This window comes from Enterobacter sp. Taxon_8, from assembly GCF_058354585.1.
In genome coordinates this window covers 1,376,134-1,399,339 of the sequence record NZ_CM177989.1, presented here as the reverse complement: position 1 = coordinate 1,399,339, position 23,206 = coordinate 1,376,134, and the positions used below count along the sequence as shown (strand labels likewise).

General features: G+C 55.2%; 15 protein-coding genes. 6 read left to right on the top strand and 9 right to left on the bottom strand.

The genetic code is table 11. The features are described 5' to 3' along the window. Positions 1–26: 26 nt before the first annotated feature. The 5 genes from AC4IBF_RS06625 to AC4IBF_RS06605 form a co-directional block, all read right to left on the bottom strand. Positions 27–1,670 carry a multidrug ABC transporter permease/ATP-binding protein gene (locus AC4IBF_RS06625; RefSeq protein WP_248174735.1) on the bottom strand — a complete coding sequence of 548 codons (1,644 nt, stop codon included), beginning with the start codon at positions 1,668–1,670 and terminating at the stop codon, positions 27–29. 69 nt (positions 1,671–1,739) lie between these two features. Beyond that, complete coding sequence (gene alkB / locus AC4IBF_RS06620; protein WP_133294837.1) at positions 1,740–2,396, bottom strand: DNA oxidative demethylase AlkB; 657 nt, start codon at positions 2,394–2,396, stop codon at positions 1,740–1,742. Further along, complete coding sequence (ada, locus tag AC4IBF_RS06615) at positions 2,396–3,454, bottom strand: bifunctional DNA-binding transcriptional regulator/O6-methylguanine-DNA methyltransferase Ada (RefSeq protein WP_491463213.1); 1,059 nt, start codon at positions 3,452–3,454, stop codon at positions 2,396–2,398. The genes alkB and ada overlap by 1 nt, the downstream gene beginning before the upstream one ends. 72 nt (positions 3,455–3,526) lie before the next feature. After that, entirely contained in the window at positions 3,527–4,582 is a 1,056-nt protein-coding gene (apbE, locus tag AC4IBF_RS06610) for an FAD:protein FMN transferase ApbE (protein ID WP_133294839.1), read from the bottom strand. 114 nt (positions 4,583–4,696) lie between these two features. Next, complete coding sequence (locus AC4IBF_RS06605) at positions 4,697–5,809, bottom strand: porin OmpC (protein WP_033146057.1); 1,113 nt, start codon at positions 5,807–5,809, stop codon at positions 4,697–4,699. A 742-nt stretch (positions 5,810–6,551) separates the two neighbouring features. On the opposite strand from AC4IBF_RS06605, the gene rcsD reads away from it, so the two are divergent. Beyond that, complete coding sequence (gene rcsD / locus AC4IBF_RS06600; protein ID WP_111965291.1) at positions 6,552–9,224, top strand: phosphotransferase RcsD; 2,673 nt, start codon at positions 6,552–6,554, stop codon at positions 9,222–9,224. Positions 9,225–9,240: 16 nt separating this feature from the next. Beyond that, entirely contained in the window at positions 9,241–9,891 is a 651-nt protein-coding gene (gene rcsB, locus AC4IBF_RS06595) for a response regulator transcription factor RcsB (protein WP_003859405.1), read from the top strand. Positions 9,892–9,980: 89 nt separating this feature from the next. Here rcsB and rcsC read toward each other — a convergent pair whose 3' ends face one another. Together rcsC and gyrA are read right to left on the bottom strand one after the other, a co-directional pair. Continuing rightward, on the bottom strand, positions 9,981–12,827 hold the full coding sequence (gene rcsC / locus AC4IBF_RS06590; RefSeq protein WP_127731758.1) for a two-component system sensor histidine kinase RcsC: 2,847 nt from the start codon (positions 12,825–12,827) through the stop codon (positions 9,981–9,983). A 135-nt stretch (positions 12,828–12,962) separates the two neighbouring features. Then, complete coding sequence (gyrA, locus tag AC4IBF_RS06585) at positions 12,963–15,599, bottom strand: DNA topoisomerase (ATP-hydrolyzing) subunit A (protein ID WP_111965289.1); 2,637 nt, start codon at positions 15,597–15,599, stop codon at positions 12,963–12,965. Between the two features lie 146 nt (positions 15,600–15,745). Between gyrA and ubiG the strand changes: the two genes are divergently transcribed. From ubiG to yfaE, 4 genes are all read left to right on the top strand, one after another. Continuing rightward, positions 15,746–16,474, top strand: coding sequence for a bifunctional 2-polyprenyl-6-hydroxyphenol methylase/3-demethylubiquinol 3-O-methyltransferase UbiG (gene ubiG, locus AC4IBF_RS06580; protein ID WP_133294841.1), 729 nt, complete (start codon positions 15,746–15,748; stop codon positions 16,472–16,474). Between the two features lie 347 nt (positions 16,475–16,821). Then, positions 16,822–19,107 (top strand): class 1a ribonucleoside-diphosphate reductase subunit alpha, encoded by a 2,286-nt coding sequence (nrdA, locus tag AC4IBF_RS06575; RefSeq protein WP_045908710.1) that lies wholly within the window; start codon positions 16,822–16,824, stop codon positions 19,105–19,107. A 49-nt stretch (positions 19,108–19,156) separates the two neighbouring features. Beyond that, positions 19,157–20,287 carry a class Ia ribonucleoside-diphosphate reductase subunit beta gene (gene nrdB / locus AC4IBF_RS06570; RefSeq protein WP_047074992.1) on the top strand — a complete coding sequence of 377 codons (1,131 nt, stop codon included), beginning with the start codon at positions 19,157–19,159 and terminating at the stop codon, positions 20,285–20,287. After that, the gene (gene yfaE / locus AC4IBF_RS06565; protein ID WP_008500234.1) at positions 20,287–20,541 is read left to right on the top strand and encodes a class I ribonucleotide reductase maintenance protein YfaE; all 255 of its coding nucleotides are present in this window, start codon (positions 20,287–20,289) and stop codon (positions 20,539–20,541) included. Before nrdB ends, yfaE begins: the two co-directional genes overlap by 1 nt. A 24-nt stretch (positions 20,542–20,565) precedes the next feature. Here yfaE and glpQ read toward each other — a convergent pair whose 3' ends face one another. Together glpQ and glpT are read right to left on the bottom strand one after the other, a co-directional pair. Then, complete coding sequence (gene glpQ / locus AC4IBF_RS06560; protein WP_248174743.1) at positions 20,566–21,618, bottom strand: glycerophosphodiester phosphodiesterase; 1,053 nt, start codon at positions 21,616–21,618, stop codon at positions 20,566–20,568. Positions 21,619–21,629: 11 nt separating this feature from the next. Further along, positions 21,630–22,982 carry a glycerol-3-phosphate transporter gene (gene glpT / locus AC4IBF_RS06555; RefSeq protein WP_045354273.1) on the bottom strand — a complete coding sequence of 451 codons (1,353 nt, stop codon included), beginning with the start codon at positions 22,980–22,982 and terminating at the stop codon, positions 21,630–21,632. Positions 22,983–23,206 lie beyond the last annotated feature (224 nt).

Genomic DNA, 23,206 nt, shown 5'->3' with positions numbered 1-23,206 from the left:
TGTGGGAGAGGGTTTGGGTGAGGGCATCAGGCCGTACGCGCCACCGCGTCACGCGATGCCGCATCGCGCTCTTCACCGGTCAGCTCGCTCAGCCTGCCGTCGCGCATCTCCAGCAGGCGGTCAGCATGAATGAAGTAGTGATCGTCGTGGCTGATGGCGAAAATGGTTTTGCCCATCTCCTGCATCAGCGGCAGCAGCACCTGATAAAATTCGCGGCGGAAATGCGGGTCCTGATCCGCTGCCCACTCGTCGAGCAGGATGATGTCACGCTCTTCCGCCAGCGCCAGCAGCAGCGCCACGCGCTTTTTCTGCCCTTTGGAAAGCTTCAGGTTGAGGATCTTCCCGTCCTGTAACTCCAGCTTGTGCGACATCTGCAGCTGCGCCAGCCATTTTTCCACCAGCGCCGGATTAGCCTGCTGCCCATCCGGCCCCAGCAGCCGATCGAACAGCCAGACGTCGGTGAATACCGCCGAGAAAAGCTTGCGGTAATCTTCGGGTTTCTCCGCGCTCAGCGCCCTGCCGTCAAGCAAAATCTCGCCCGACTGCGGCTGATAAAGCCCGGTGAGCAGCATAGCCAGCGTCGATTTACCGCTGCCGTTGCCGCCAATCAGGAACAACAGCTCGCCGCGGCGGATCGTCAGGTTGATCGGCCCCACGGAGAAGGCGCTGTCCTGATAGCGGAACGTGACGTTACGTAGCTCGAGCGTCTGCCAGTTCGGGAAGGCCTGCGGGCGCGGAAATTCTGCCTGGAACGGCGCGAGATCGAATTTTTTGAGCTTATTAAAGGCCACCTGCGCACTCAGTAAGGTGGGCAACGCGCCGACCGCCGAGAGCAGCGGCGTGCGCAAAAACAGCAGCGTCAGTGAGTATGTTGCCGCTACGTTAGTGTCCGACCAGCCCAGGCTGTTCGCCATCCAGAATACCAGGCCAATGGCACCCAGCATCATAATGTTTGACCAGTTCACCGCGCTCAGGTGGAAGGTATCGGCGCGAATAATGTGATGCCGGTATTCGCGCGCGTCCGGAATATAGAGATTGTTAAAGATATACTCGGCGCGCTCGCGGTTCAGGGTGAGTTCTTTACGCCCTTCCAGTACCGTCTGGTAATCGTTATAGAGCTTATCTTCGGTTTCGCGTAGCACCGCCATATGTTTATAGACGCGCGACACCAGCATAAAACCGCCCCAGATGGTGATGGCGATCCACAGTGCAGTCACCGCCAGCATTTTGGTGGAGAGCCAGGCGAGATAGGCCGCCGAGCCAAAGGTCAGAATGATCCCCTGCACCAGCTCCGGCAGACGAACGAACGCGATGGTAATGGCGCGCACGTCGCTGGTCAGCCCCGCCAGCAGGGAGGCGCTGCCGAGCTGCTCAACGCGCTCTATTTGGGTGTCCAGGATCCGCTTGATAAACTCACTGCGCAAACGAAAAACGAAATGGTGGCCGAGCGCGGTCAGCGCCAGCTGTGAGCCGAGCGTAACCGCCATCAACAGCAGCAAAAGGCCAAGAAACTCCGGCAATACGGAGAGCGAGGTGTCGACCATTTCTATCAACCGCACGTTAATAAATGCGATCAGGCCAATACCCAGCGCGGCGCTGGCAAGGCTTAACGCCATAACGGCGATGAAGGGCCAGCGATACTGACGCCAGACGAGGAGAAGTAGTTGCATGCAGGCAATCCGGACAATAAAAATCAGCCAGCAGTGTAAACTGCCCTGCGCGGACATCAAGAATAATTCTTATTTTAGTTTATTCATCCCCGCCTGACGGAAGGTCAGATTAAAGCGGTACTCACCCGTGAGGGGGTGGACGCCGGGTTTCAACGGCTGAATGCCGTGATAATAAAGCCGCGATTCCCTGCCCCACACCACCACATCGCCATGTTCCAGCATGATGCGTTTGAGCGGATCGTTGCGGCGTAATCCCCCAAACTGGAAGACGGCGGGCAGACCTAACGATACCGAGACGATAGGCGCGCGCAGATCGGGTTCATCCTTATCCTGATGCAGCGAGAGCTTTGCGCCAACGGCATAGCGGTTAATCAGGCAGGCATCGGGCCGAAAGTCAGGATACTCGGCTGCCCCGGCGGCCTCATGGCAAAGCGCCTGAAAAACCGCAGGCATCGGAGGCCAGGGCTGGCCGGTCGCAGGATCGTTCGGGGCATACAGATAGCCCCGCTCGTTCGTCGCCCAGCCCAGTTCGCCGCAGTTGGCCATGGCCACCGACATGGTGTAGCCGCCCGGCGTCACCATATGGCGAAACGGTGAAACCGCTGTGACCTCTTCAATTCCGGCAAGCAACGCCTCCGCACGGGAGAGAGCAAAGCGACGCAGGATAACCGCCCCCGGCGCAAGCGGCTCCTGCCAGGGTTCAGCATCCGCAAAAAGATCGAGCATTATCCCTCCTGACGTTTCGCCTCACGTTTCAGTAATAGCGCTTTTCGCGCCGTTCCCCAGCGGTAGCCCGACAGCACGCCGTCGTTGCGAACCACGCGATGACAGGGGATCACAATTGCCAGCGTGTTTGCCGCACAGGCTCCGGCAACGGCGCGTACCGCCCTGGGCTGGCCAATCGCCTGCGCCACCTGCTGGTAACTTGCCGTTTCGCCGCAGGGAATGTTGCGAAGTGCCTGCCAGACGCGCTGCTGGAAAGCGGTTCCACGAATATCCAGCGGCAGCGCAAGCGGTACATCGCGATTATCAATACTGGCAATGACCTGGTGGATCCGCTGCACAAAGGCGTCATCCAGCGGCGCGTGCGTAGCTTTTGGAAATTGCGTGGCAAGCTCTGCGGTTACTTCAGCATCGGTGTCACCCAGCAGAATCGCGCAGATCCCCCGCTCGCTTTCGGCGACCAGACAGCGTCCCAACGAACAGTCATCGATGGCGTACCGCACGGCCACCTCTCCTTTACGGTACTGCTTCGCCGTCATGCCTAATGCATCGTTGGCTTTACGATAATAGCTGCTGCTGTCGGGAAATCCCGCCGCCAGCACGGCGTCGGTAATTTTGTCTCCCTGCGCAAGCGCGGTGCGCAAACGCTGACCCCGCACCGCCAGCTGCCAGGCTTTTGGCGTCATGCCCGTCACCGACTTAAACAGGCGGTGGAAATGGAAAGGACTCATGGCAACCTGCTCCGCCAGCTTCTCCAGGGTTAACGCAGGATCCTGCTCCAGAAGCCGGCAGGCATGTTCCACTTTTGCCAGCTTCTGCGCCTGCGGATCGCGTTTGTCCGGCATGCAGCGCTTGCACGGGCGAAACCCTGCCTGAGCGGCATTATGGGCATCAGGATAAAAACGGACATTTTTACGCAGCGCGTGGCGGGCGCGACATGACGGACGGCAGAAAATACCCGTTGTCTGCACGGCGAAGACAAACTGATCGTCAGCGAGCGGATCGCGGGCCAGTACGGCCTGCCAGCGATCCTCATCGGTAATTAAGGTTGGGTTTTTCATGATCGGCTCCTCGTATAAGCATACATAGAGCGTGCCTGAGCGCCACCGATAAAAAACCCGCAACCTTGCTTTTTAATTTTTGTCGCTGACCAGGAAACTGTTGAACTGCGGCGAGCTCCAGGTTTTAAACCCGTCGCCCTCTTTAACAATCATATAAACCGCCAGCCCTTCCTGACGGACCACCTCTTTAGCTTTTTCCGGGCCGAGAACCATTAACCCGGTATCCCAGGCATCCGCTTCCAGCGCGGTGGGGGCAATGACCGTCACTGAGACCAGATTATGCGTGATGGGGCGCCCGGTCTGCGGATCGATAACATGTGAAATACGCTTCCCGTCAAGCTCGTAATAGTTACGATAGCTTCCGGATGTACTGATGCCATGTCCGTTGATATCCACTATCGCCTGCACGGCATTTTGCCGATCGGTTGGTTTTTGAATCGCTACGCGCCACGGCTTATCGCTGGCGTTCATGCCCCGACTGACCAACGCGCCGCCAACCGAGACCAGATAACGGGAAATCCCTTCCTGCGCCATCAGTGCAGCAAGATGATCCGCGGCATAGCCTTCCCCGACCGTCGACAGGTCGACAAACAGATCGGGGATATCTTTTTGCAGGTACTGCTGCCCGTACTGGTTGATCACCGTCAGATGCTGCAGCCCCGTTCGGGCGCGGGCGTCATCAATGGCCGCCTGTTCAGGCGTCTTCACCGGCTGTTTATTCGGGCCAAATCCCCAGAGGTTCACCAGAGGGCCGACGGTCACATCCATCGCCCCGTTAGTTTTGTAACCCACGCGTATGGATTCAGTCACGATATCGGCCATCGCCTCGCTCACCGGCCACAGAGAGGTACTGGTGGAGAGATTAAAGCGCATCAGCGCCGAGTCATTTTTATAGGTTGAGAGCAGCTGATCGTCGGCGTCCAGCTGCGCCTGAATTTTGCCGCGAAGCTCATCCGTGCGAGTTTTATCGAGGTTCATCACGCTTACGCGCCAGAAGGTTCCCATCGTTTTGCCTTCGAGCACCGTCGCGGCGGGTGCATCGGTTTTCGCCACGGGCGCGGGATCGTCACACGCGGTCAGGAAAAAAAGCATAGCCAGAAAGCTGGCGCGTAAAAAAGTCATGTCCATTCATTATTATCCTCATGCCAGGGCGGCAAGAGTACACCAAAACGGGTGAGTAGTGAGAATCGGGGAAGCACAAAAAAGGGGCCATCAGGCCCCTTACGTCACACGATAAAGCGATTAGAACTGGTAAACCAGGCCCAGCGCTACGATATCGTCAGTACCGATACCCGCCTGACGGGTGAATTCATTTTCATCAACCAGGTTGATTTTGTAATCCACATAGGTGGACATGTTTTTGTTGAAGTAGTAAGTCGCACCAACGTCAACATATTTCAGCAGATCCTGATCGCCGTAACCTTCGATGTCTTTGCCTTTAGACTGCAGGTAGGCCACGGATGGACGCAGACCGAAGTCGAACTGGTACTGAGCAACCACTTCGAAGTTCTGCGCTTTGTTAGCAAAACCGTAAGCGGTAGTCGGGCTGTCGCCATTAGAGGTACCGAAACGGGTTGCGTTGTAGGTCTGGGAGTACTGCGCTGCCAGATAGATGTTGTTGGCATCGTATTTCAGGCCACCAGAATAGACTTCTGCGTTATCGCCATGACCGTAAACGCTTGCACCGTTCTGATCGGCAGTACGTTTGGAGGAGGACATTGCGCCACCTACGCTGAAGCCTTCGCCCAGGTTATAGGTCACGGAAGCACCGTAGCCGTCGCCGTTCTGTTTCAGCAGGCTGCGTCCACCCACGTTTTCACCGCTTACGCTGCCGTTTTTACCCTGATACTGCAGAGCAAAGTTCAGACCATCCACCAGACCAAAGAAGTCCTGGTTACGATAGGTCGCAACGCCGTTTGCACGGGACTGCAGGAAGTTGTCTGCGCCGTAGGTATCGCCACCAAATTCTGGCAGAACGTCAGTCCAGGAGGTTACGTCGTAGATTACGCCGTAGTTACGACCGTAATCGAAAGAACCCGCGTCACCGAATTTCAGACCCGCGAACGCCACACGCGTCCAGGCATCATTTTCGCTTTCGGAGGTGTTGCCCTGGATCTGGTATTCCCACTGGCCGTAGCCGGTCAGCTGATCGTTAACCTGAGTTTCGCCCTTGAAGCCGAGACGCATGTAGGTCTGGTCGCCGTCGGCACCCTTGTCGTCAGAGAAATAGTGCAGACCATCGACTTTACCGTACAGATCTAATTTGTTGCCATCTTTGTTATAAATTTCGGCCGCATTTGCTGCGCCTGCCACCAGGAGTGCTGGTACCAGGAGGGACAGTACTTTAACTTTCATTTTATTAACCCTCTGTTATATGCCTTATAATTGCCACTGCTTACTGGTTAACCCTCATTAACCAGTCGGCAATTTCATTCTCCGCAAAATTACAGAATAATCCATTGCGAATATGATACGAAAACTTTGAAGATGTTTCATTTATCTATCAACATGTTTCAAAATGTAAATATCAAGGAACTTTTACAAAGCACAAATAGCTTAGAAAATTAGCACTTATAATCAAACGAAAAATACAACGCATATAAATCAATAGTTTACAATAAAATCCGTTACAGCACTGAATGACAAAACAAGATCGCACCTAATCTCTAAAATAACTCTCGCTATCATCATTAACTTTATTTATTACCGTCATTCAATTTTGAATGTCTGTTTATCCCTAATTGAGCCGAATGCTTCGCATTCGGTTTTTTTTACCTTTCTTTACGTAACTTCTCATTTTTTGTGCTACCGATCCGAAATTGTAACGACTATTAACTAATTTCTCACCGGCTATCCTTCTCTGGCACGCAAATGATATAGCGCTTAATTTCTTGTTAATTCGTGCTATTTGCTGGCTTAGCGCACTTATTATTTGTACGCGCACGGCGAGTTTGTACACGTTTATTGCTCCATCCACCGCCGATATTGTCCAGTGAAAAAGTCGCCTCTTCCCGGACAGTGGCGCTGGAAATTCAGTTATTACCCTTTATACTGCCCTATCGCCACAGAGCACGACCACAACGGGTTAAAGATATCAATGAGTCAGACTGAAACCACCGCCCCGAGCAAATTCTCCCTCCTTCCCGGGAGCATCACCCGTTTCTTTCTTCTTTTGATCGTTGTGCTGTTAGTGACCATGGGGGTGATGGTACAAAGCGCGGTTAATGCATGGCTGAAGGATAAGAGCTATCAGGTCGTCGATATCACCCACGCCGTCCATAAGCGCATAGATACCTGGCGCTACGCCACATGGCAGATTTACGACAATATCGCGGCCGCACCTGCCTCCTCGTCCGGAGATGGACTTCAGGAGACGCGGCTTAAGCAGGATGTCTATTACCTCGAAAAACCGCAGCGTAAAACCGAGGCGCTTATTTTTGGCTCTCATGACAGCGCGACGCTTGAGATGACGCAGCGTATTTCGACCTATCTGGATACCCTCTGGGGTGCCGAAACGGTGCCATGGTCGATGTATTATCTGAATGGTCAGGACAACAGCATGATCCTGATCTCTACGCTGCCGTTAAAAGATCTCTCTTCCGGTTTTAAAGAGACCACCGTGGGCAGCATCGTCGATTCTCGCCGGGCAGAGATGCTGCAACAGGCGAATGCGCTTGATGAACGTGAGAGCTTCTCTTCTCTGCGCCGTCTGGCATGGCAAAACGGTCATTATTTTACTCTGCGCACCACGTTCAACCAGCCAGGACATCTGGCGACGGTGGTCGCCTTCGATTTACCGATAAATGATTTAATCCCACCGGACATGCCGCTCGATAGTTTCCGTCTGGAGCCCGACAGCAGCACTCAAAACATGCGTGCGGCATCTGACAAAGAGGCCGCAGAGAGCGTATCGATCTCCTTTAACGGCTCGAAAATCGAAATTGCCTCATCCCTGAACTCGACCGGTATGCGTCTGGTGTGGCAGGTGCCGTTTGGCACGCTGCTGCTGGATACCCTGCAAAATATCCTGCTGCCTCTATTGCTGAATATCGGTCTGCTGGCGCTGGCCCTGTTTGGGTACAGCACCTTCCGTTTCCAGTCGGGGCGTCAAAGCGACGCCTCTGCGGTTCCTGCCGGCACCAGCAATGAGCTGCGCGTATTACGCGCGCTGAATGAAGAGATTGTTTCCGTGCTGCCGCTTGGGGTCTTAGTTCACGACCAGGAAGCGAATCGTACGGTGATGAGCAACAAAATTGCCGACCATTTGCTGCCGCATCTTAACCTGCAGAATATCACCACCATGGCGGATCAGCACCAGGGGGTGATTCAGGCCACCATCAACAATGAACTGTACGAGATCCGCCAGTTCCGCAGCCAGGTGGCTCCACGCACGCAAATCTTCATCATCCGCGATCAGGATCGCGAAGTGCTGGTGAATAAAAAGCTCAAGCAGGCTCAAAGGCTGTATGAGAAAAACCAGCAGGGGCGCGCCGCATTTATGCAGAACATTGGCGATGCCTTCAAGCAGCCGTTAAAAACGCTGGCGACCCAGGCGGCGGCGTTAAATACGTCAGAAAGCCACCAGCTTGCCTGTCAGGCCGACTCGCTGGTCAGAATGGTTGATGAGATCCAGCTGGCGAACATGCTGGAGAATGATTTCTGGAAGGGAACGCCAAGCCTTTTCTCTATTCAGGCTCTGATTGATGAAGTGGTTCCGGAAGTCCTGCCCGTGATTAAGCGCAAAGGGCTGCAGCTGCTGATCAATAACAATCTCCCGGCAAATGACGAACGCCACGGCGATCGTGAAGCGCTGCGCCGCATACTGTTGATGATTATTCAGTACGCGGTGACCACCACGCAGATTGGCAAGATCACCCTTGAAGTCAGTACGGAAGAGTCGGCAGAAGACCGCCTGACGTTCCGCATCCTGGACACCGGGGAAGGCGTCACCACGAGTGAAATTGATAATCTGCACTTCCCGTTCCTGAATGACACGCAAAGCGATCGCTACGGCAAGGCAAATGCCCTTACCTTCTGGCTATGCGATCAGCTGGCGCGTAAGCTCGGCGGCCATCTCAATATCAAGGCCCGCGAATCTCTCGGCACCCGCTATTCTCTGCACGTGAAAATGGCCGCCAATCCGCAGGAAGAAGATGAAGAACGTCTGCTGGATGATGTCGTGGTGATGGTCGATGTAACGTCGAACGAGATCCGCAATATTGTCGTTCGCCAGTTAGAAAACTGGGGGGCGGCCTGCATCACGCCGGATGAAAGACTTGCAAGTCAAGAATTTGATCTGTTTTTAACTGATAATCCGTCTAATCTTACTGCCTCCGGCTTGCTTTTAAGCGATGATGAGTCAGGCGTGCGGAAAATCGGCCCTGGCCAGCTGCGCGTCAACTTTAATATAAGCAATGCGATGCAGGAAGCTGTACTACAACTAATAGAAGAGCAGCTGGCGCAGGAAGAGATAGCGGAATCCCCGCTTGGCGGTAATGAAAATGCCGAGCTTCACGCCAGCGGATACTATTCACTCTTTGTTGATACAGTACCAGATGATGTTAAGCGGTTGTATACTGAGTCCGCTGCGAATGATTTTGCAGCGCTGGCACAGACAGCACACCGGCTTAAAGGGGTGTTTGCCATGCTTAATCTGGTTCCCGGCAAGCAGTTATGTGAAACGCTGGAACATCTAATTCGTGAGAAAGATGCCTCTGGCATTGAAAAATACATCAGCGACATTGACGCCTACGTCAAAAGCTTGCTGTAGCAAGGTAGCCTTATACATGAACAATATGAACGTAATTATTGCCGATGACCATCCGATTGTACTGTTCGGTATTCGCAAATCACTTGAACAGATCGAGTGGGTGAATGTAGTCGGTGAATTTGAAGACTCTACAGCACTGATCAATAACCTCCCAAAGCTTGATGCGCACGTGCTCATTACCGACCTCTCCATGCCTGGAGACAAATACGGTGATGGGATCACGCTCATCAAATATATTAAACGCCACTTCCCGGATATCTCGATCATTGTTCTGACCATGAACAACAACCCGGCGATCCTGAGCGCGGTACTGGATCTGGACATCGAAGGGATTGTGCTGAAACAGGGCGCTCCGACCGATCTGCCAAAAGCGCTCGCAGCGCTGCAGAAAGGCAAGAAGTTCACGCCTGAAAGCGTTTCTCGTCTGCTGGAAAAAATCAGCGCGGGTGGATACGGTGACAAACGTCTGTCTCCGAAAGAGAGTGAAGTTCTGCGCCTGTTCGCAGAAGGTTTCCTGGTGACCGAGATTGCCAAGAAGCTGAACCGCAGTATTAAAACCATCAGCAGCCAGAAGAAATCAGCGATGATGAAGCTGGGCGTGGACAACGATATTGCACTGCTGAACTATCTCTCCTCCGTCACGCTGAGCGCAACGGACAAGGATTGATCCCGACGGGTGTGCGGCCTGATGCCCTCACCCCATCCCTCTCCCACCGGGAGAAGGGGAAAAACATAAAAGGCCCTTGCGGGCCTTTTTTATATTCTGGTTTTTCTCACGCGCTCCGCGTAAATCGACAAGGTCTGCTTCAGCACGTCCAGCGTCACCGGTTTGGACAGACAGCTGTCCATCCCTGACTCCAGACAGCGCTGCTTCTCTTCCGCCAGCGCGTTCGCCGTTACGCCCACCACCGGCAACGTCAGGCCAAGCTGCCGGATGCGCTGCGTCAGACGGTAGCCGTCCATGTTAGGCATGTTGACGTCACTCAGCACGATATCAATATGATTCTTACTCAGCACGTTCAGCGCATCCACGCCGTCATTGGCGGTTTTGCACTGATAGCCCAGCGATCCAAGCTGGTCAGCCAGCAGGCGACGGTTAATTGGATGGTCATCCACCACCAGAATCATCATATCGTCATTCACCGACGCCAGAGACTCCGGTGACGGCAATCCGCCCGCGCCGTCGCTCTCTTCCAGTTCCACTTTGTAGATGCGCGCCAGCAGGCTCAACAGCTCGTGCGGGGTTGCGACACTGTGTACCCATTCTCCTGGCGCACGCTCAACCGGGATACCGATGTGGCGACGGCAGAAGAGCACTGACCCTCTCCCCTGCCACGGCAGCTCCAGCATCTCGTCGGCGATCAGCACATCGTCCACGTCCGGCGTTTGACCTTCATAGCGGCACACTCTCACTCCGCTGTGGGTAAGCAGCGCCGTCAGATAGTCATTCAGCGAGGCGTTATGCACCGCCAGCCAGCAGCGCTTGTCGCTCAGCCCGTCTACCGTCGCTTTAGCCGGATATTGCGCCGAATAAAGCGGAATGCGAATGGTGAACTGGCTGCCCATGCCGGGCTCGGTATCCACGGAGATATCGCCGTCCATCATGCTGACGAGCTTCTCACAAATCGCCAGCCCCAGTCCGGTTCCCTGGAAGTTACGCTGCACACCGGTACCGACCTGGAAGAACGGGTCGAACAGACGAACCACCTCCTTCGCCGGGATGCCGACCCCCGTGTCGCGCACGCGAATGCTCAGGTAATCCCCCGCCCGGCAGACGTGCAACACAATACAGCCGGTATCGGTGAATTTGATGGCGTTGCTGAGCAGGTTAGAGATGACCTGCTGCAGGCGCATCGGATCGCCGTGCAGCGTCAGCGGCACGTCCGGTTCGATAAAGCAGTAGAGCCCCAGCTGTTTACGCACGACCAGCGGCAGATAGTTGGCGCTGATGTGGTTCATCACCTCGCGCGGTGAGAATTCCCGCGGCTCAATTTTCAGCTGCTCAGACTCAATTTTAGAGAAGTCGAGAATATCGCTAATGATTTTCAGCAGCAGGCTGGAGGAGTTGTTCATCGCCGTCACCAGTCTGTCGACTCCTTTCGGCAATTCCTTCGTCTGCAGCAGATCGAGGTTACCGATAATCCCGTACAGCGGCGTACGCAGTTCGTGGCTTACGGTCGCAAGGAACATGGATTTCGACTGACTCGCCTGCTCTGCGGCCTGCGCCATCTCCTGTAACGACTCTTCCATTTTCACGCGTGCGGAAACATCCACCAGCACGCAAATCGCCACGTTTTCATTGCGATAGCGGGAGTGCACGAAGCTGATCTGCAGATTGGTGTGCGTACTGGTCAACACGTCGACGAAGTTAACCTGCTGGCCGCAGATAATTTGCGTCAGCCTCTGCCGGTCTTCATGCGTCAGCATGTTCAGGTAGTTATGCGCCAGTTCATTACTCAGGATATTGGTTCCGTCCTGGGTACGCAGAATACAGATCCCCACCGGCGCCGAGGCGACAATCTTGCGGTTAAACTGCTCGTGTTCCTCGAGCCGCTGGGCGTCGCTTTCTGCGGGAATAAAGATTTTCCGCTCATACATGCGCGCCAGCGTGAACAGCGCGCCCCCCGCCAGCAGGTTCAGCAGAATCGCATTCATGATAAGAATGCGTATCCGCTCAAGCACCATATCCACCGGCAGCGAATAGACGATACTCAGCGACGAAGGCGGCAGGCTCTTCTTCAGGACCAGCTCGCGGAAACCCGAGGTATAGCCAAACCACGACCGCTCCTGCATCCAGTGTGGTTCGACGTTTAGACGGTTATCGGGCCCGGCAAGCGAGATCAGTTGATGACCATTTTCATCCAGAATGGTCACCCCCATTGGCAGGCTGCCCGGGGTGAAGAAGTTCTCCATGCGAATGGTCTGCTCAATCCCCATCAGCGCCTGCAGGCGATTGCCCAGATAGACCGGCGTCAGGGCGTAAAAATACCCCACGCCCGGGCGCGGGCCCTGGCTCACCCAGAAGATGTTATTCCCGCGCTCGTCCTGCGGCGCATTGCGGTATTTCACAATACGTTCATGCAGGCTTTTCAGCGCATCATCACGCTCAACGGGCACATCGCGCAGGCCAAAGTCAGCCATGCAAAGATTCTCGCTGCCAATCAGGAAGACGCGGTTCAGGTCATAGGCGGCGGAGAAATTGTCGCGCCAGTAGCGCATAAACCAGGCAAGGGATTCCAGCGACCCGCGCCAGGTATTGCTCATGGTGGAGCAATCGGAATCCGGGAACAGCGGCTGGAAGTCCGGGACCTCGGTTTTGTCATCACGCCCGCGAAGCGCAAGGATGCCGTTTTCCGCCGTCAGACGATTTTCGGCAATATACTTCAGCTCCTTCATGACGTCAGACGTTCGCTGAATGTAGCGCTGGGCCTGGTCGGAGCTTAAGTTAAACTCCTGGCGGATCTCCGCTTCTTTCTGGTGCAGGGCGTTAACGATGTAAAACACCGAGAACAGGGCCACCAGCAGCCAAAGCAGGAGCGCCAGCGCCCGAAACAGATAGCGAGAGACTTTCAGCGTAGTACGAAAGGAGACGAGGTATTTCAAGGGGGCGAGGCTCCGCCGTCGGGGTCAAAAGAATGTGGTTAAGGTAGCGGTAAACGCGCCAGGTCGCAACGTTGACTTATCTGCTAATGCAAAAGAAAAGGGCCGGAATCCGGCCCTTTTTTGCATCAGGAGACATTACTCGTCAGCGTCATCCGCTACGTCATCGTCGGTGTCGGCTTCCGGCGCGATATCATCATCGCCTTCCGCAACGCTGCCGTCGATGGAGTCGAGCTCTTCGTCATCCACCGGCTCGGCAACGCGCTGCAGACCCACTACGTTTTCATCTTCCGCTGTACGGATGAGGATCACGCCCTGGGTGTTACGACCCACCACGCTGATCTCAGACACGCGGGTACGCACCAGCGTACCGGCATCGGTGATCATCATGATCTGATCCGCATCGTCCACCTGCACCGCGCCGACAACGGAACCGTTGCGCTCGGTCACCTTGATGGAGATAACGCCCTGCGTACCGCGAGACTTGGTTGGGTATTCCCCTTCCGCCGTACGTTTACCGTAACCATTCTGCGTCACGGTCAGGATAGCCCCTTCACCGCGCGGAATAATCAGAGAAACAACGCTGTCTTCGCCAGCCAGCTTGATACCACGAACTCCCGTCGCGGTACGGCCCATTGCACGGACGGCGTCTTCTTTGAAGCGCACCACTTTACCGGCCGCAGAGAACAGCATGACTTCATCAGATCCCGAGGTCAGATCCACGCCAATCAGCTCGTCACCTTCGTTCAGGTTCACGGCGATAATACCGGCAGAACGCGGACGGCTGAATTCGGTCAGCGCGGTTTTCTTCACGGTACCGCTGGCGGTCGCCATAAAGACGTTCACGCCCTCTTCGTACTCGCGTACCGGTAGAATAGCGGTGATACGTTCGTTCGCTTCCAGCGGCAGCAGGTTAACGATTGGACGACCACGCGCGCCGCGGCTTGCTTCCGGCAGCTGATAGACTTTCATCCAGTACAGACGACCGCGGCTGGAGAAGCAGAGGATCGTGTCGTGGGTGTTCGCCACCAGCAGGCGGTCAATAAAGTCTTCTTCTTTAATACGTGCTGCAGATTTACCTTTACCGCCACGACGCTGTGCTTCGTAGTCCGTTAACGGCTGATACTTCACGTAGCCCTGGTGAGACAGGGTCACAACAACGTCTTCCTGGTTGATCAGGTCTTCGATGTTGATGTCCGCGCTGTTGGCGGTGATTTCGGTGCGGCGCTCGTCGCCGAACTGATCGCGGACCAGCTCCAGCTCTTCGCGGATCACTTCCATCAGGCGCTCTGCGCTGCCCAGAATGTGCAGCAGCTCAGCAATCTGTTCCAGCAGCTCTTTGTATTCGTCGAGCAGTTTTTCATGCTCAAGGCCGGTCAGTTTCTGCAGACGCAGATCCAGAATCGCCTGGGCCTGCTGTTCCGTCAGGTAGTACTGACCGTCACGTACGCCGAATTCAGGTTCCAGCCACTCAGGACGCGCTGCGTCATCGCCCGCACGTTCCAGCATCGCGGCGACGTTGCCCAGATCCCACGGACGGGAAATCAGCGCAGTTTTCGCTTCTGCCGGGGTTGGCGCACGACGGATCAGTTCGATGATCGGGTCGATGTTGGCCAGCGCAACCGCCAGCGCTTCAAGGATGTGCGCACGATCGCGCGCTTTGCGCAGTTCGAAGATGGTACGACGGGTCACCACTTCACGGCGGTGACGGACGAACGCGCTCAGGATCTCTTTCAGGTTCATGATCTTCGGCTGACCATGGTGCAGCGCAACCATGTTGATACCGAAGGAGACCTGAAGCTGAGTCTGGGAGTACAGGTTGTTCAGGACAACCTCACCCACCGCGTCGCGTTTGATCTCAATCACGATGCGCATACCGTCTTTGTCAGACTCGTCACGCAGCGCGCTGATGCCTTCAACACGTTTTTCTTTTACCAGCTCGGCGATTTTTTCAATCAAACGCGCTTTGTTCACCTGATACGGGATCTCGTGAACAATAATGGTTTCACGGCCGGTTTTAGCATCCGCTTCCACTTCGGCGCGGGCACGGATGTAAATCTTGCCGCGGCCGGTACGGTACGCTTCTTCAATGCCGCGACGACCGTTGATGATCGCCGCCGTCGGGAAGTCCGGGCCCGGAATGTGTGTCATCAGCCCTTCAATGCTGATGTCTTCATCGTCGATATAGGCCAGACAGCCGTTGATCACTTCCGTGATGTTGTGCGGCGGAATGTTGGTTGCCATACCGACCGCGATACCGGAAGAACCGTTAACCAACAGGTTCGGGATCTTGGTTGGCATCACATCTGGGATGCGCTCGGTGCCGTCGTAGTTATCGACGAAATCAACGGTCTCTTTTTCCAGGTCGGCCATCAGCTCATGAGCGATTTTCGACATACGGATTTCCGTATAACGCATCGCAGCAGCGGAGTCGCCGTCGACTGAACCAAAGTTACCCTGACCATCTACCAGCATGTAGCGCAAGGAGAATGGCTGCGCCATACGAACGATGGTGTCATAAACGGCGGTATCACCATGCGGGTGATATTTACCGATGACGTCACCGACGACGCGGGCAGATTTTTTATAGGCTTTATTCCAGTCATTGCCCAATACGTTCATGGCGTATAGTACGCGACGGTGTACCGGCTTCAGGCCATCGCGGACGTCCGGCAGCGCACGGCCAACAATGACCGACATCGCATAGTCCAGATAGGAGCTCTTCAGCTCTTCCTCGATGTTAACCGGTGTAATTTCTCTCGCAAGGTCGCTCATCTAACCGCTATCCCTCTACTGTATCCCGGATTCAAAGGTCGCAAATTATAACACAGCCGAGGTGATTGAGGTAAACCTATACGCTTTATTCACGGGGATTGCCTGATATACTCCTTTGTCTTGCTAAATAAGGAGTAAAAGCGCCCATGAATGCCGAAAAATCCCCGATGGCTCACAACGTTGACCACGAAGAGATTGCCAAATTTGAAGCGGTGGCGTCCCGCTGGTGGGATCTCGAAGGTGAGTTCAAACCGCTGCATCGCATTAATCCGCTGCGTCTGGGCTATATCGCGGAGCGTTCCGGCGGCCTGTTCGGTAAGAAAGTGCTCGACGTCGGCTGCGGCGGCGGCATCCTCGCGGAAAGCATGGCGCGCGAAGGGGCGAACGTCACGGGCCTGGATATGGGCTTTGAACCTCTGCAGGTTGCCCGTCTTCATGCGCTGGAGTCTGGCATACAGGTAGACTACGTGCAGGAAACCGTGGAAGAACACGCGGCAAAACACGCCCATCAGTACGATGTGGTGACCTGCATGGAGATGCTGGAGCACGTACCTGATCCGCAGTCGGTGGTACATGCCTGTGCAAAACTGGTGAAGCCGGGCGGCCAGGTCTTCTTCTCAACCATCAACCGTAACGGTAAAGCGTGGCTGATGGCCGTCGTTGGCGCGGAGTATGTACTGCGCATGGTGCCGAAAGGGACGCACGACGTGAAGAAATTCATCAAGCCTGCGGAGCTGTTAAGCTGGGTTGACCAGACGTGGCTCAAAGAGCAGCACATCACCGGCCTGCACTACAATCCGCTAACCAATAAATTCAAACTCGCACCGGGCGTTGATGTTAACTATATGTTGCACACAACCGCCAAAAACGACTAACGTCATTCGTTATTCTTATAAAGATTGCGCGACATCATGTTGCGCAATTCTGACCTCCCGTTGAAGAAATCAGCACTCGATCAAATTTTGAATTTTTTTTCTTAATTATTGACATGTCTTCCAGGCCTTACGGTACGAGGACTTAGCCTTTTTTACCCTTTCACAACCTCAATTTAACGCCAAAATCAACCCTTGTGCTGAAAAGATTCGATACTAGAATACTCACCATATAGCGTTTTTCTTATCGCAAACCCCCTACATGTAGTATTTATCCACAGAGTTAGTCACAAGACGGATCTGTGGATAAACGGGGGATATTTTTTATTTCACGGACAGGTAAAACCCACATGAATCAGAGTCTGCTGGTGACAAAGCGCGACGGTACTACCGAGCGTATCAATCTGGACAAAATCCATCGAGTTCTCGACTGGGCAGCAGAAGGACTGAACAACGTATCTATCTCCCAGGTTGAACTGCGCTCCCACATTCAGTTCTACGACGGCATCAAAACGTCTGATATTCACGAAACGATCATTAAAGCAGCGGCAGACCTCATCTCCCGCGAAGCACCGGATTATCAGTACCTCGCTGCACGTCTGGCGATTTTCCACCTTCGTAAAAAAGCCTACGGTCAGTTTGAGCCGCCGAAGCTTTACGATCACGTGGTGAAAATGGTTGAGCTGGGCAAATACGACACGCATCTGCTGGAAGACTATACGGAAGAAGAGTTCGAGCAGATGAACGGGTTTATCGATCACTGGCGCGACATGAACTTCTCCTACGCGGCGGTGAAGCAGCTCGAAGGCAAATACCTGGTTCAGAACCGTGTAACCGGTGAGATCTACGAAAGCGCCCAGTTCCTCTACATTCTGGTGGCTGCCTGTCTGTTCTCTAACTACCCGCGTGATACCCGTCTGGATTACGTGAAGCGTTTCTACGATGCGGTCTCCACGTTCAAGATTTCTCTGCCGACGCCGATCATGTCTGGCGTGCGTACCCCAACCCGTCAGTTCAGCTCCTGCGTACTGATCGAGTGTGGTGACAGCCTGGATTCCATCAACGCCACCTCCAGCGCCATCGTGAAATACGTCTCCCAGCGTGCCGGTATCGGCATCAACGCCGGTCGCATCCGTGCGCTGGGCAGCCCGATTCGCGGCGGTGAAGCGTTCCACACCGGCTGTATCCCGTTCTATAAACACTTCCAGACGGCCGTAAAATCCTGCTCTCAGGGCGGCGTGCGCGGCGGTGCTGCGACCCTGTTCTATCCGATGTGGCACCTGGAAGTGGAAAGCCTGCTGGTTCTGAAAAACAACCGTGGCGTGGAAGGCAACCGCGTGCGTCACATGGACTACGGCGTGCAGATCAACAAGCTGATGTACACCCGTCTGCTGAAAGGCGAAGACATCACCCTGTTCAGCCCGTCCGACGTCCCGGGCCTGTATGACGCGTTCTTTGCCGATCAGGACGAGTTCGAGCGTCTGTACACCAAATACGAAAAAGACGACAGCATCCGTAAGCAGCGCGTGAAGGCGGTAGACCTGTTCTCCCTGATGATGCAGGAACGTGCCTCTACCGGCCGTATCTACATCCAGAACGTTGACCACTGCAACACCCACAGCCCGTTCGATCCGGTGGTTGCGCCAGTGCGCCAGTCTAACCTGTGCCTGGAGATCGCCCTGCCGACCAAACCGCTGGAAGACGTGAACGACGAAAACGGCGAAATCGCGCTGTGTACGCTGTCCGCGTTCAACCTGGGCGCGATTAAGAGCCTGGACGAGCTGGAAGAGCTGGCCGTGCTGGCGGTTCGTGCGCTCGACGCCCTTCTGGACTACCAGGATTACCCAATCCCGGCCGCTAAACGCGGTGCGATGGGCCGCCGTACCCTGGGTATCGGCGTGATCAACTTCGCCTACTGGCTGGCGAAAAACGGCAAGCGTTACTCTGACGGCAGCGCCAACAACCTGACGCACCAGACGTTCGAAGCGATTCAGTACTACCTGATGAAAGCGTCCAACGAGCTGGCGAAAGAGCAAGGCGCGTGCCCGTGGTTCAACGAAACCACCTACGCGAAAGGCATTCTGCCAATCGACACCTACAAGAAAGACCTGGATGCGATTGTCAGCGAGCCGCTGCACCTCGACTGGGAAGGCCTGCGCGAGTCCATCAAGACTCACGGCCTGCGTAACTCCACGCTCTCTGCCCTGATGCCGTCTGAGACCTCTTCGCAGATCTCTAACGCCACCAACGGTATTGAGCCACCGCGCGGCCACGTCAGCATTAAAGCGTCGAAAGACGGCGTGCTGCGTCAGGTGGTACCGGATTACGAGACGCTGGGTGACAACTACGAGCTGCTGTGGGAAATGCCAAACAACGACGGCTACCTGCAGCTGGTGGGTATCATGCAGAAGTTTATCGACCAGTCGATCTCTGCCAATACAAACTATGACCCGACGCGCTTCCCGTCAGGCAAGGTCCCGATGCAGCAGCTGCTGAAAGACCTGCTCACCGCCTACAAATTTGGCGTGAAAACCCTGTACTATCACAACACCCGTGATGGTGCGGAAGACGCGCAGGACGACCTGGTGCCGTCAATTCAGGACGATGGCTGCGAAAGCGGCGCATGTAAGATCTAATGAAGGGCGGGGATATCCCCGCCTTTATTTCGTAAGACAGGACACACTCATGGCATATACCACCTTTTCACAGACGAAAAACGACCAGCTCAAAGAGCCGATGTTCTTCGGCCAGCCGGTCAACGTGGCACGCTACGATCAGCAAAAATATGACATCTTCGAAAAGCTGATTGAAAAGCAACTCTCCTTCTTCTGGCGTCCGGAAGAAGTGGACGTATCCCGCGACCGTATTGACTACCAGTCGCTGCCGGATCACGAAAAACATATCTTCATCAGTAACCTGAAGTACCAGACGCTGCTGGACTCCATTCAGGGACGTAGCCCTAACGTGGCGCTGCTGCCGCTGATCTCGATTCCTGAGCTGGAGACCTGGGTGGAAACCTGGGCATTCTCCGAGACCATTCACTCCCGCTCTTACACGCACATTATCCGCAACATCGTGAACGATCCGGCGGTTGTGTTTGACGATATCGTCACCAACGAGCAGATCCAGAAGCGCGCGGAAGGCATTGCTCACTACTACGACGAGCTGATCGAGATGACCAGCTACTGGCACCTGCTGGGCGAAGGCACCCACCACGTGAACGGTAAAACCATCACCGTGAACCTGCGCGCACTGAAAAAGCAGCTGTACCTGTGCCTGATGAGCGTCAACGCGCTGGAAGCGATCCGCTTCTATGTCAGCTTCGCCTGCTCCTTCGCCTTTGCCGAGCGCAAGCTGATGGAAGGCAACGCCAAAATCATCCGTCTGATTGCCCGTGATGAAGCCCTGCACCTGACCGGCACCCAGCACATGCTGAACCTGCTGCGCAGCGGTACGGACGATCCGGAGATGGCGGAAATCGCTGAAGAGTGCAAGCAGGAGTGCTACGACCTGTTCGTGCTGGCCGCTCAGCAGGAGAAAGAGTGGGCAGACTACCTGTTCCGCGACGGCTCCATGATTGGCCTGAACAAAGACATCCTGTGCCAGTACGTTGAGTACATCACCAACATCCGCATGCAGGCTGTTGGTCTCGACCTTCCGTTCCAGACGCGCTCTAACCCGATTCCGTGGATCAACACCTGGCTGGTGTCCGATAACGTGCAGGTTGCGCCGCAGGAAGTGGAAGTCAGCTCTTATCTGGTCGGTCAGATTGATTCTGAAGTCAACACCGACGACCTGAGCAACTTCCAGCTCTGATGTCACGCGTCACGTTAAGTCTTTCCGGCACTGAGGTACTGTGTCGGGAGGAGCACCCTTCTCTGCTGGTGGCGCTTGAGGCGCATCAGGTAGAAGTAGAGTACCAGTGTCGTTCCGGCTACTGCGGCTCCTGCCGTTGCCGTCTGGTCGCCGGCCAGGTGGACTGGCTGACCGAGCCGCTGGCCTTTATCAACGAAGGGGAAATTTTGCCCTGCTGCTGCCGGGCAAAAGGCGATATAGAGATCGAGATGTAAAAAAGGGCCTTACGGCCCTTTTTTCTATTTTAAGAACGTCACCGCTTTATCCGGGAAATCCGTAAACAGTCCGTCCACGCCCGCCTGCTTATACAACACTTCATAAAGCTGATTCACGTCCGTGGCATATGGCGGCAGCTGGTCTGCACGCACGGTATACGGGTGCACCTGCATCCTGCTGGCGTGCGCCTCTTTCACCATCGCAGTCAGCTTCACGTGACCAGGCGTTGAACCTTCCGCCACCAGCATGTGGTAATCCGGCCCGATGCCGTCGGCGTACTGCGCAATCTGCTTCATCGCGCCCGGCTTAAACATCCAGTCGTAATTGTAGTTCACCCACGTTCCGTCCGGCTGCTTCTCCTGGGTTTCATTCCAGTCGGTATAGGCAATCAGCTGCACCAGATTGAGATCCATCCCCATCTTCGGCTCCAGCTCGGTTTTGATGCGCTTCAGCTCGGCGGCATCAAAACACTGCAGGTAAACTTTGTCCTTCTTGCCGGTGTAGCCGTACTGCTTCAGCACCTCGAGCGTCTTCGCGGCAATATCTTTTCCTTCCTGATGGTGGAACCACGGCGCTTTGATTTCCGGATAGATGCCGATGTTTTTACCGGTTGAGTGGTTCAGCCCCTGAACAAACTCAATCTCTTCCTGGAAGGTATGAATGCGGAAGTCAGATTTGCCCATCGGGAAACGTCCCGGATAGACCTGCACCTTCTTGCCGTTTTCGATCTCGAAGCCCTCGGTAAACTTCAGGGAACGGATCTCCGCCAGCGTGAAGTCGATGGCATAGAAGCGGCCATCTTTGCGCGCGCGGTCCGGGAAACGATCCGCCACGTCCGTCACGCGGTCAAGATAGTGGTCATGCAGGACGACCAGCTGGTCGTCCTTCGTCATCACCAGATCCTGCTCCAGGTAATCCGCACCCTGCGCATAGGCCATCGCCTTCGCCGGCAGCGTATGCTCCGGCAGATAGCCGCTGGCGCCGCGGTGGGCAATAACAATTTTATCCGCCGCCAGCGCGGAGCCTGTCATCAGGCCCGCCAGCAGCAGGCCGGTTGCAAGTTGGGTAAATTTCATCGCTAAGCTCCTTATTGACGACGCGCCAGCACTTCCGCGTGGTGACGTTTCTCACCGATCATCACAACAATCAGCAGCAGTACCGCCAGCACGCTGCCGCCGATCATCACCATAAAGCCGCCGTCCCAGCCGAAGAAGTCAACGGTGTAGCCCACGATGGCGCTCGCCGCGACCGAACCGCCCAGGTAGCCGAACAGGCCGGTAAAGCCCGCCGCCGTGCCCGCCGCTTTTTTCGGCGCCAGCTCCAGGGCATGCAGACCGATCAGCATCACCGGACCGTAAATCAGGAAGCCGATGACGATCATGCAGGCCATATCTACTGATGGGTTGCCCGGCGGGTTGAGCCAGTACACCACGGTAGCAATGGTCACCAGCGTCATAAAGAAGACGCCCGTCGCGCCGCGGTTGCCTTTAAACACCTTGTCCGACATCCAGCCGCAAAGCAGCGTGCCCGGGATCCCGGCATATTCATACAGGAAATAGGCCCAGGAGGATTTATCCAGCGCGAAGTGCTTCACCTCTTTCAGGTAGGTTGGCGACCAGTCGAGGATGCCGTAGCGCAGCAGGTAAACGAACACGTTCGCGACCGCGATGTACCACAGCAGCTTGTTCGGCAGCACGTACTTCATGAAGATCTGTTTCGCGGTCAGTTCTTCTTCGTGCTCCTTGCTGTAATCATCCGGATAGTCGTTTTTGTACTCTTCAATCGGCGGCAGGCCGCAGGACTGCGGCGTGTCGCGCATCAGGGCGAAGGCAATAATCGCCACCAGAATGGCGCCAAAGGCAGGCATATAGAGCGCCGCATGCCAGTCGTTGAACCAGGCCATCCCCAGCAGGAACAGCAGAGGCGGAATACCGCCGCCCACGTTATGGGCGCAGTTCCACACCGACACGATGCCTCCGCGCTCTTTCTGCGACCACCAGTGCACCATGGTACGCCCGCACGGCGGCCACCCCATCCCCTGGAACCAGCCGCAGAGGAACAGCAGCACGAACATGATGGCAATGCTGGAGGTAGCCCACGGCACAAAGCCCATGAACAGCATGACCGCGGCCGCCAGGATCAGACCGGCGGGCAGGAACACGCGCGGATTCGAGCGATCCGACACGGAACCCATGATGAATTTGGAAAAACCGTAGGCGATGGAGATCCCCGACAGCGCGAACCCCAGATCGCCACGGGAAAAGCCCTGCTCCACCAGATACGGCATGGCGAGCGCGAAGTTTTTACGTACAAGGTAGTACGCCGCGTACCCGAAGAAGATCCCCAGGAAGATTTGCCAACGCAGACGGCGATAGAGCGGATCTATTTCTGCCTCTGGCAGACGCGCCCTGTGCGGCGCAGGTTTGAAGATACTGAGCATAACAGCCTCCGTGGCCTTGAAATGAATGAGCAGGTGGCTCGCACCTGAATTCCAGAGGCGGGGATGTTAAGAAATCACGGTGATTGTTACTGTGAATCAACGCACAGATTGTTACAGAAATATGACAGAATGCGCAAAAAAGCGCATGAAATCACGTTTCACTTTCGAATTCCGCGCGTTTATGTTCGAAATCAAACAAACCACACAATTGATATGGCTAAATG

What these genes read in the sequence shown, in the direction of transcription:
- apbE (WP_133294839.1), bottom strand. Translation starts at nt 4,582, where the DNA reads ATGGACATGACTTTTTTACGCGCCAGCTTTCTGGCTATGCTTTTTTTC.
- glpQ (WP_248174743.1), bottom strand. Translation starts at nt 21,618, where the DNA reads ATGAAATTTACCCAACTTGCAACCGGCCTGCTGCTGGCGGGCCTGATG.
- AC4IBF_RS06625 (WP_248174735.1), bottom strand. Translation starts at nt 1,670, where the DNA reads ATGCAACTACTTCTCCTCGTCTGGCGTCAGTATCGCTGGCCCTTCATC.
- ubiG (WP_133294841.1), top strand. Translation starts at nt 15,746, where the DNA reads ATGAATGCCGAAAAATCCCCGATGGCTCACAACGTTGACCACGAAGAG.
- rcsD (WP_111965291.1), top strand. Translation starts at nt 6,552, where the DNA reads ATGAGTCAGACTGAAACCACCGCCCCGAGCAAATTCTCCCTCCTTCCC.
- AC4IBF_RS06605 (WP_033146057.1), bottom strand. Translation starts at nt 5,809, where the DNA reads ATGAAAGTTAAAGTACTGTCCCTCCTGGTACCAGCACTCCTGGTGGCA.
- rcsB (WP_003859405.1), top strand. Translation starts at nt 9,241, where the DNA reads ATGAACAATATGAACGTAATTATTGCCGATGACCATCCGATTGTACTG.
- nrdA (WP_045908710.1), top strand. Translation starts at nt 16,822, where the DNA reads ATGAATCAGAGTCTGCTGGTGACAAAGCGCGACGGTACTACCGAGCGT.
- ada (WP_491463213.1), bottom strand. Translation starts at nt 3,454, where the DNA reads ATGAAAAACCCAACCTTAATTACCGATGAGGATCGCTGGCAGGCCGTA.
- glpT (WP_045354273.1), bottom strand. Translation starts at nt 22,982, where the DNA reads ATGCTCAGTATCTTCAAACCTGCGCCGCACAGGGCGCGTCTGCCAGAG.
- gyrA (WP_111965289.1), bottom strand. Translation starts at nt 15,599, where the DNA reads ATGAGCGACCTTGCGAGAGAAATTACACCGGTTAACATCGAGGAAGAG.
- nrdB (WP_047074992.1), top strand. Translation starts at nt 19,157, where the DNA reads ATGGCATATACCACCTTTTCACAGACGAAAAACGACCAGCTCAAAGAG.
- alkB (WP_133294837.1), bottom strand. Translation starts at nt 2,396, where the DNA reads ATGCTCGATCTTTTTGCGGATGCTGAACCCTGGCAGGAGCCGCTTGCG.
- yfaE (WP_008500234.1), top strand. Translation starts at nt 20,287, where the DNA reads ATGTCACGCGTCACGTTAAGTCTTTCCGGCACTGAGGTACTGTGTCGG.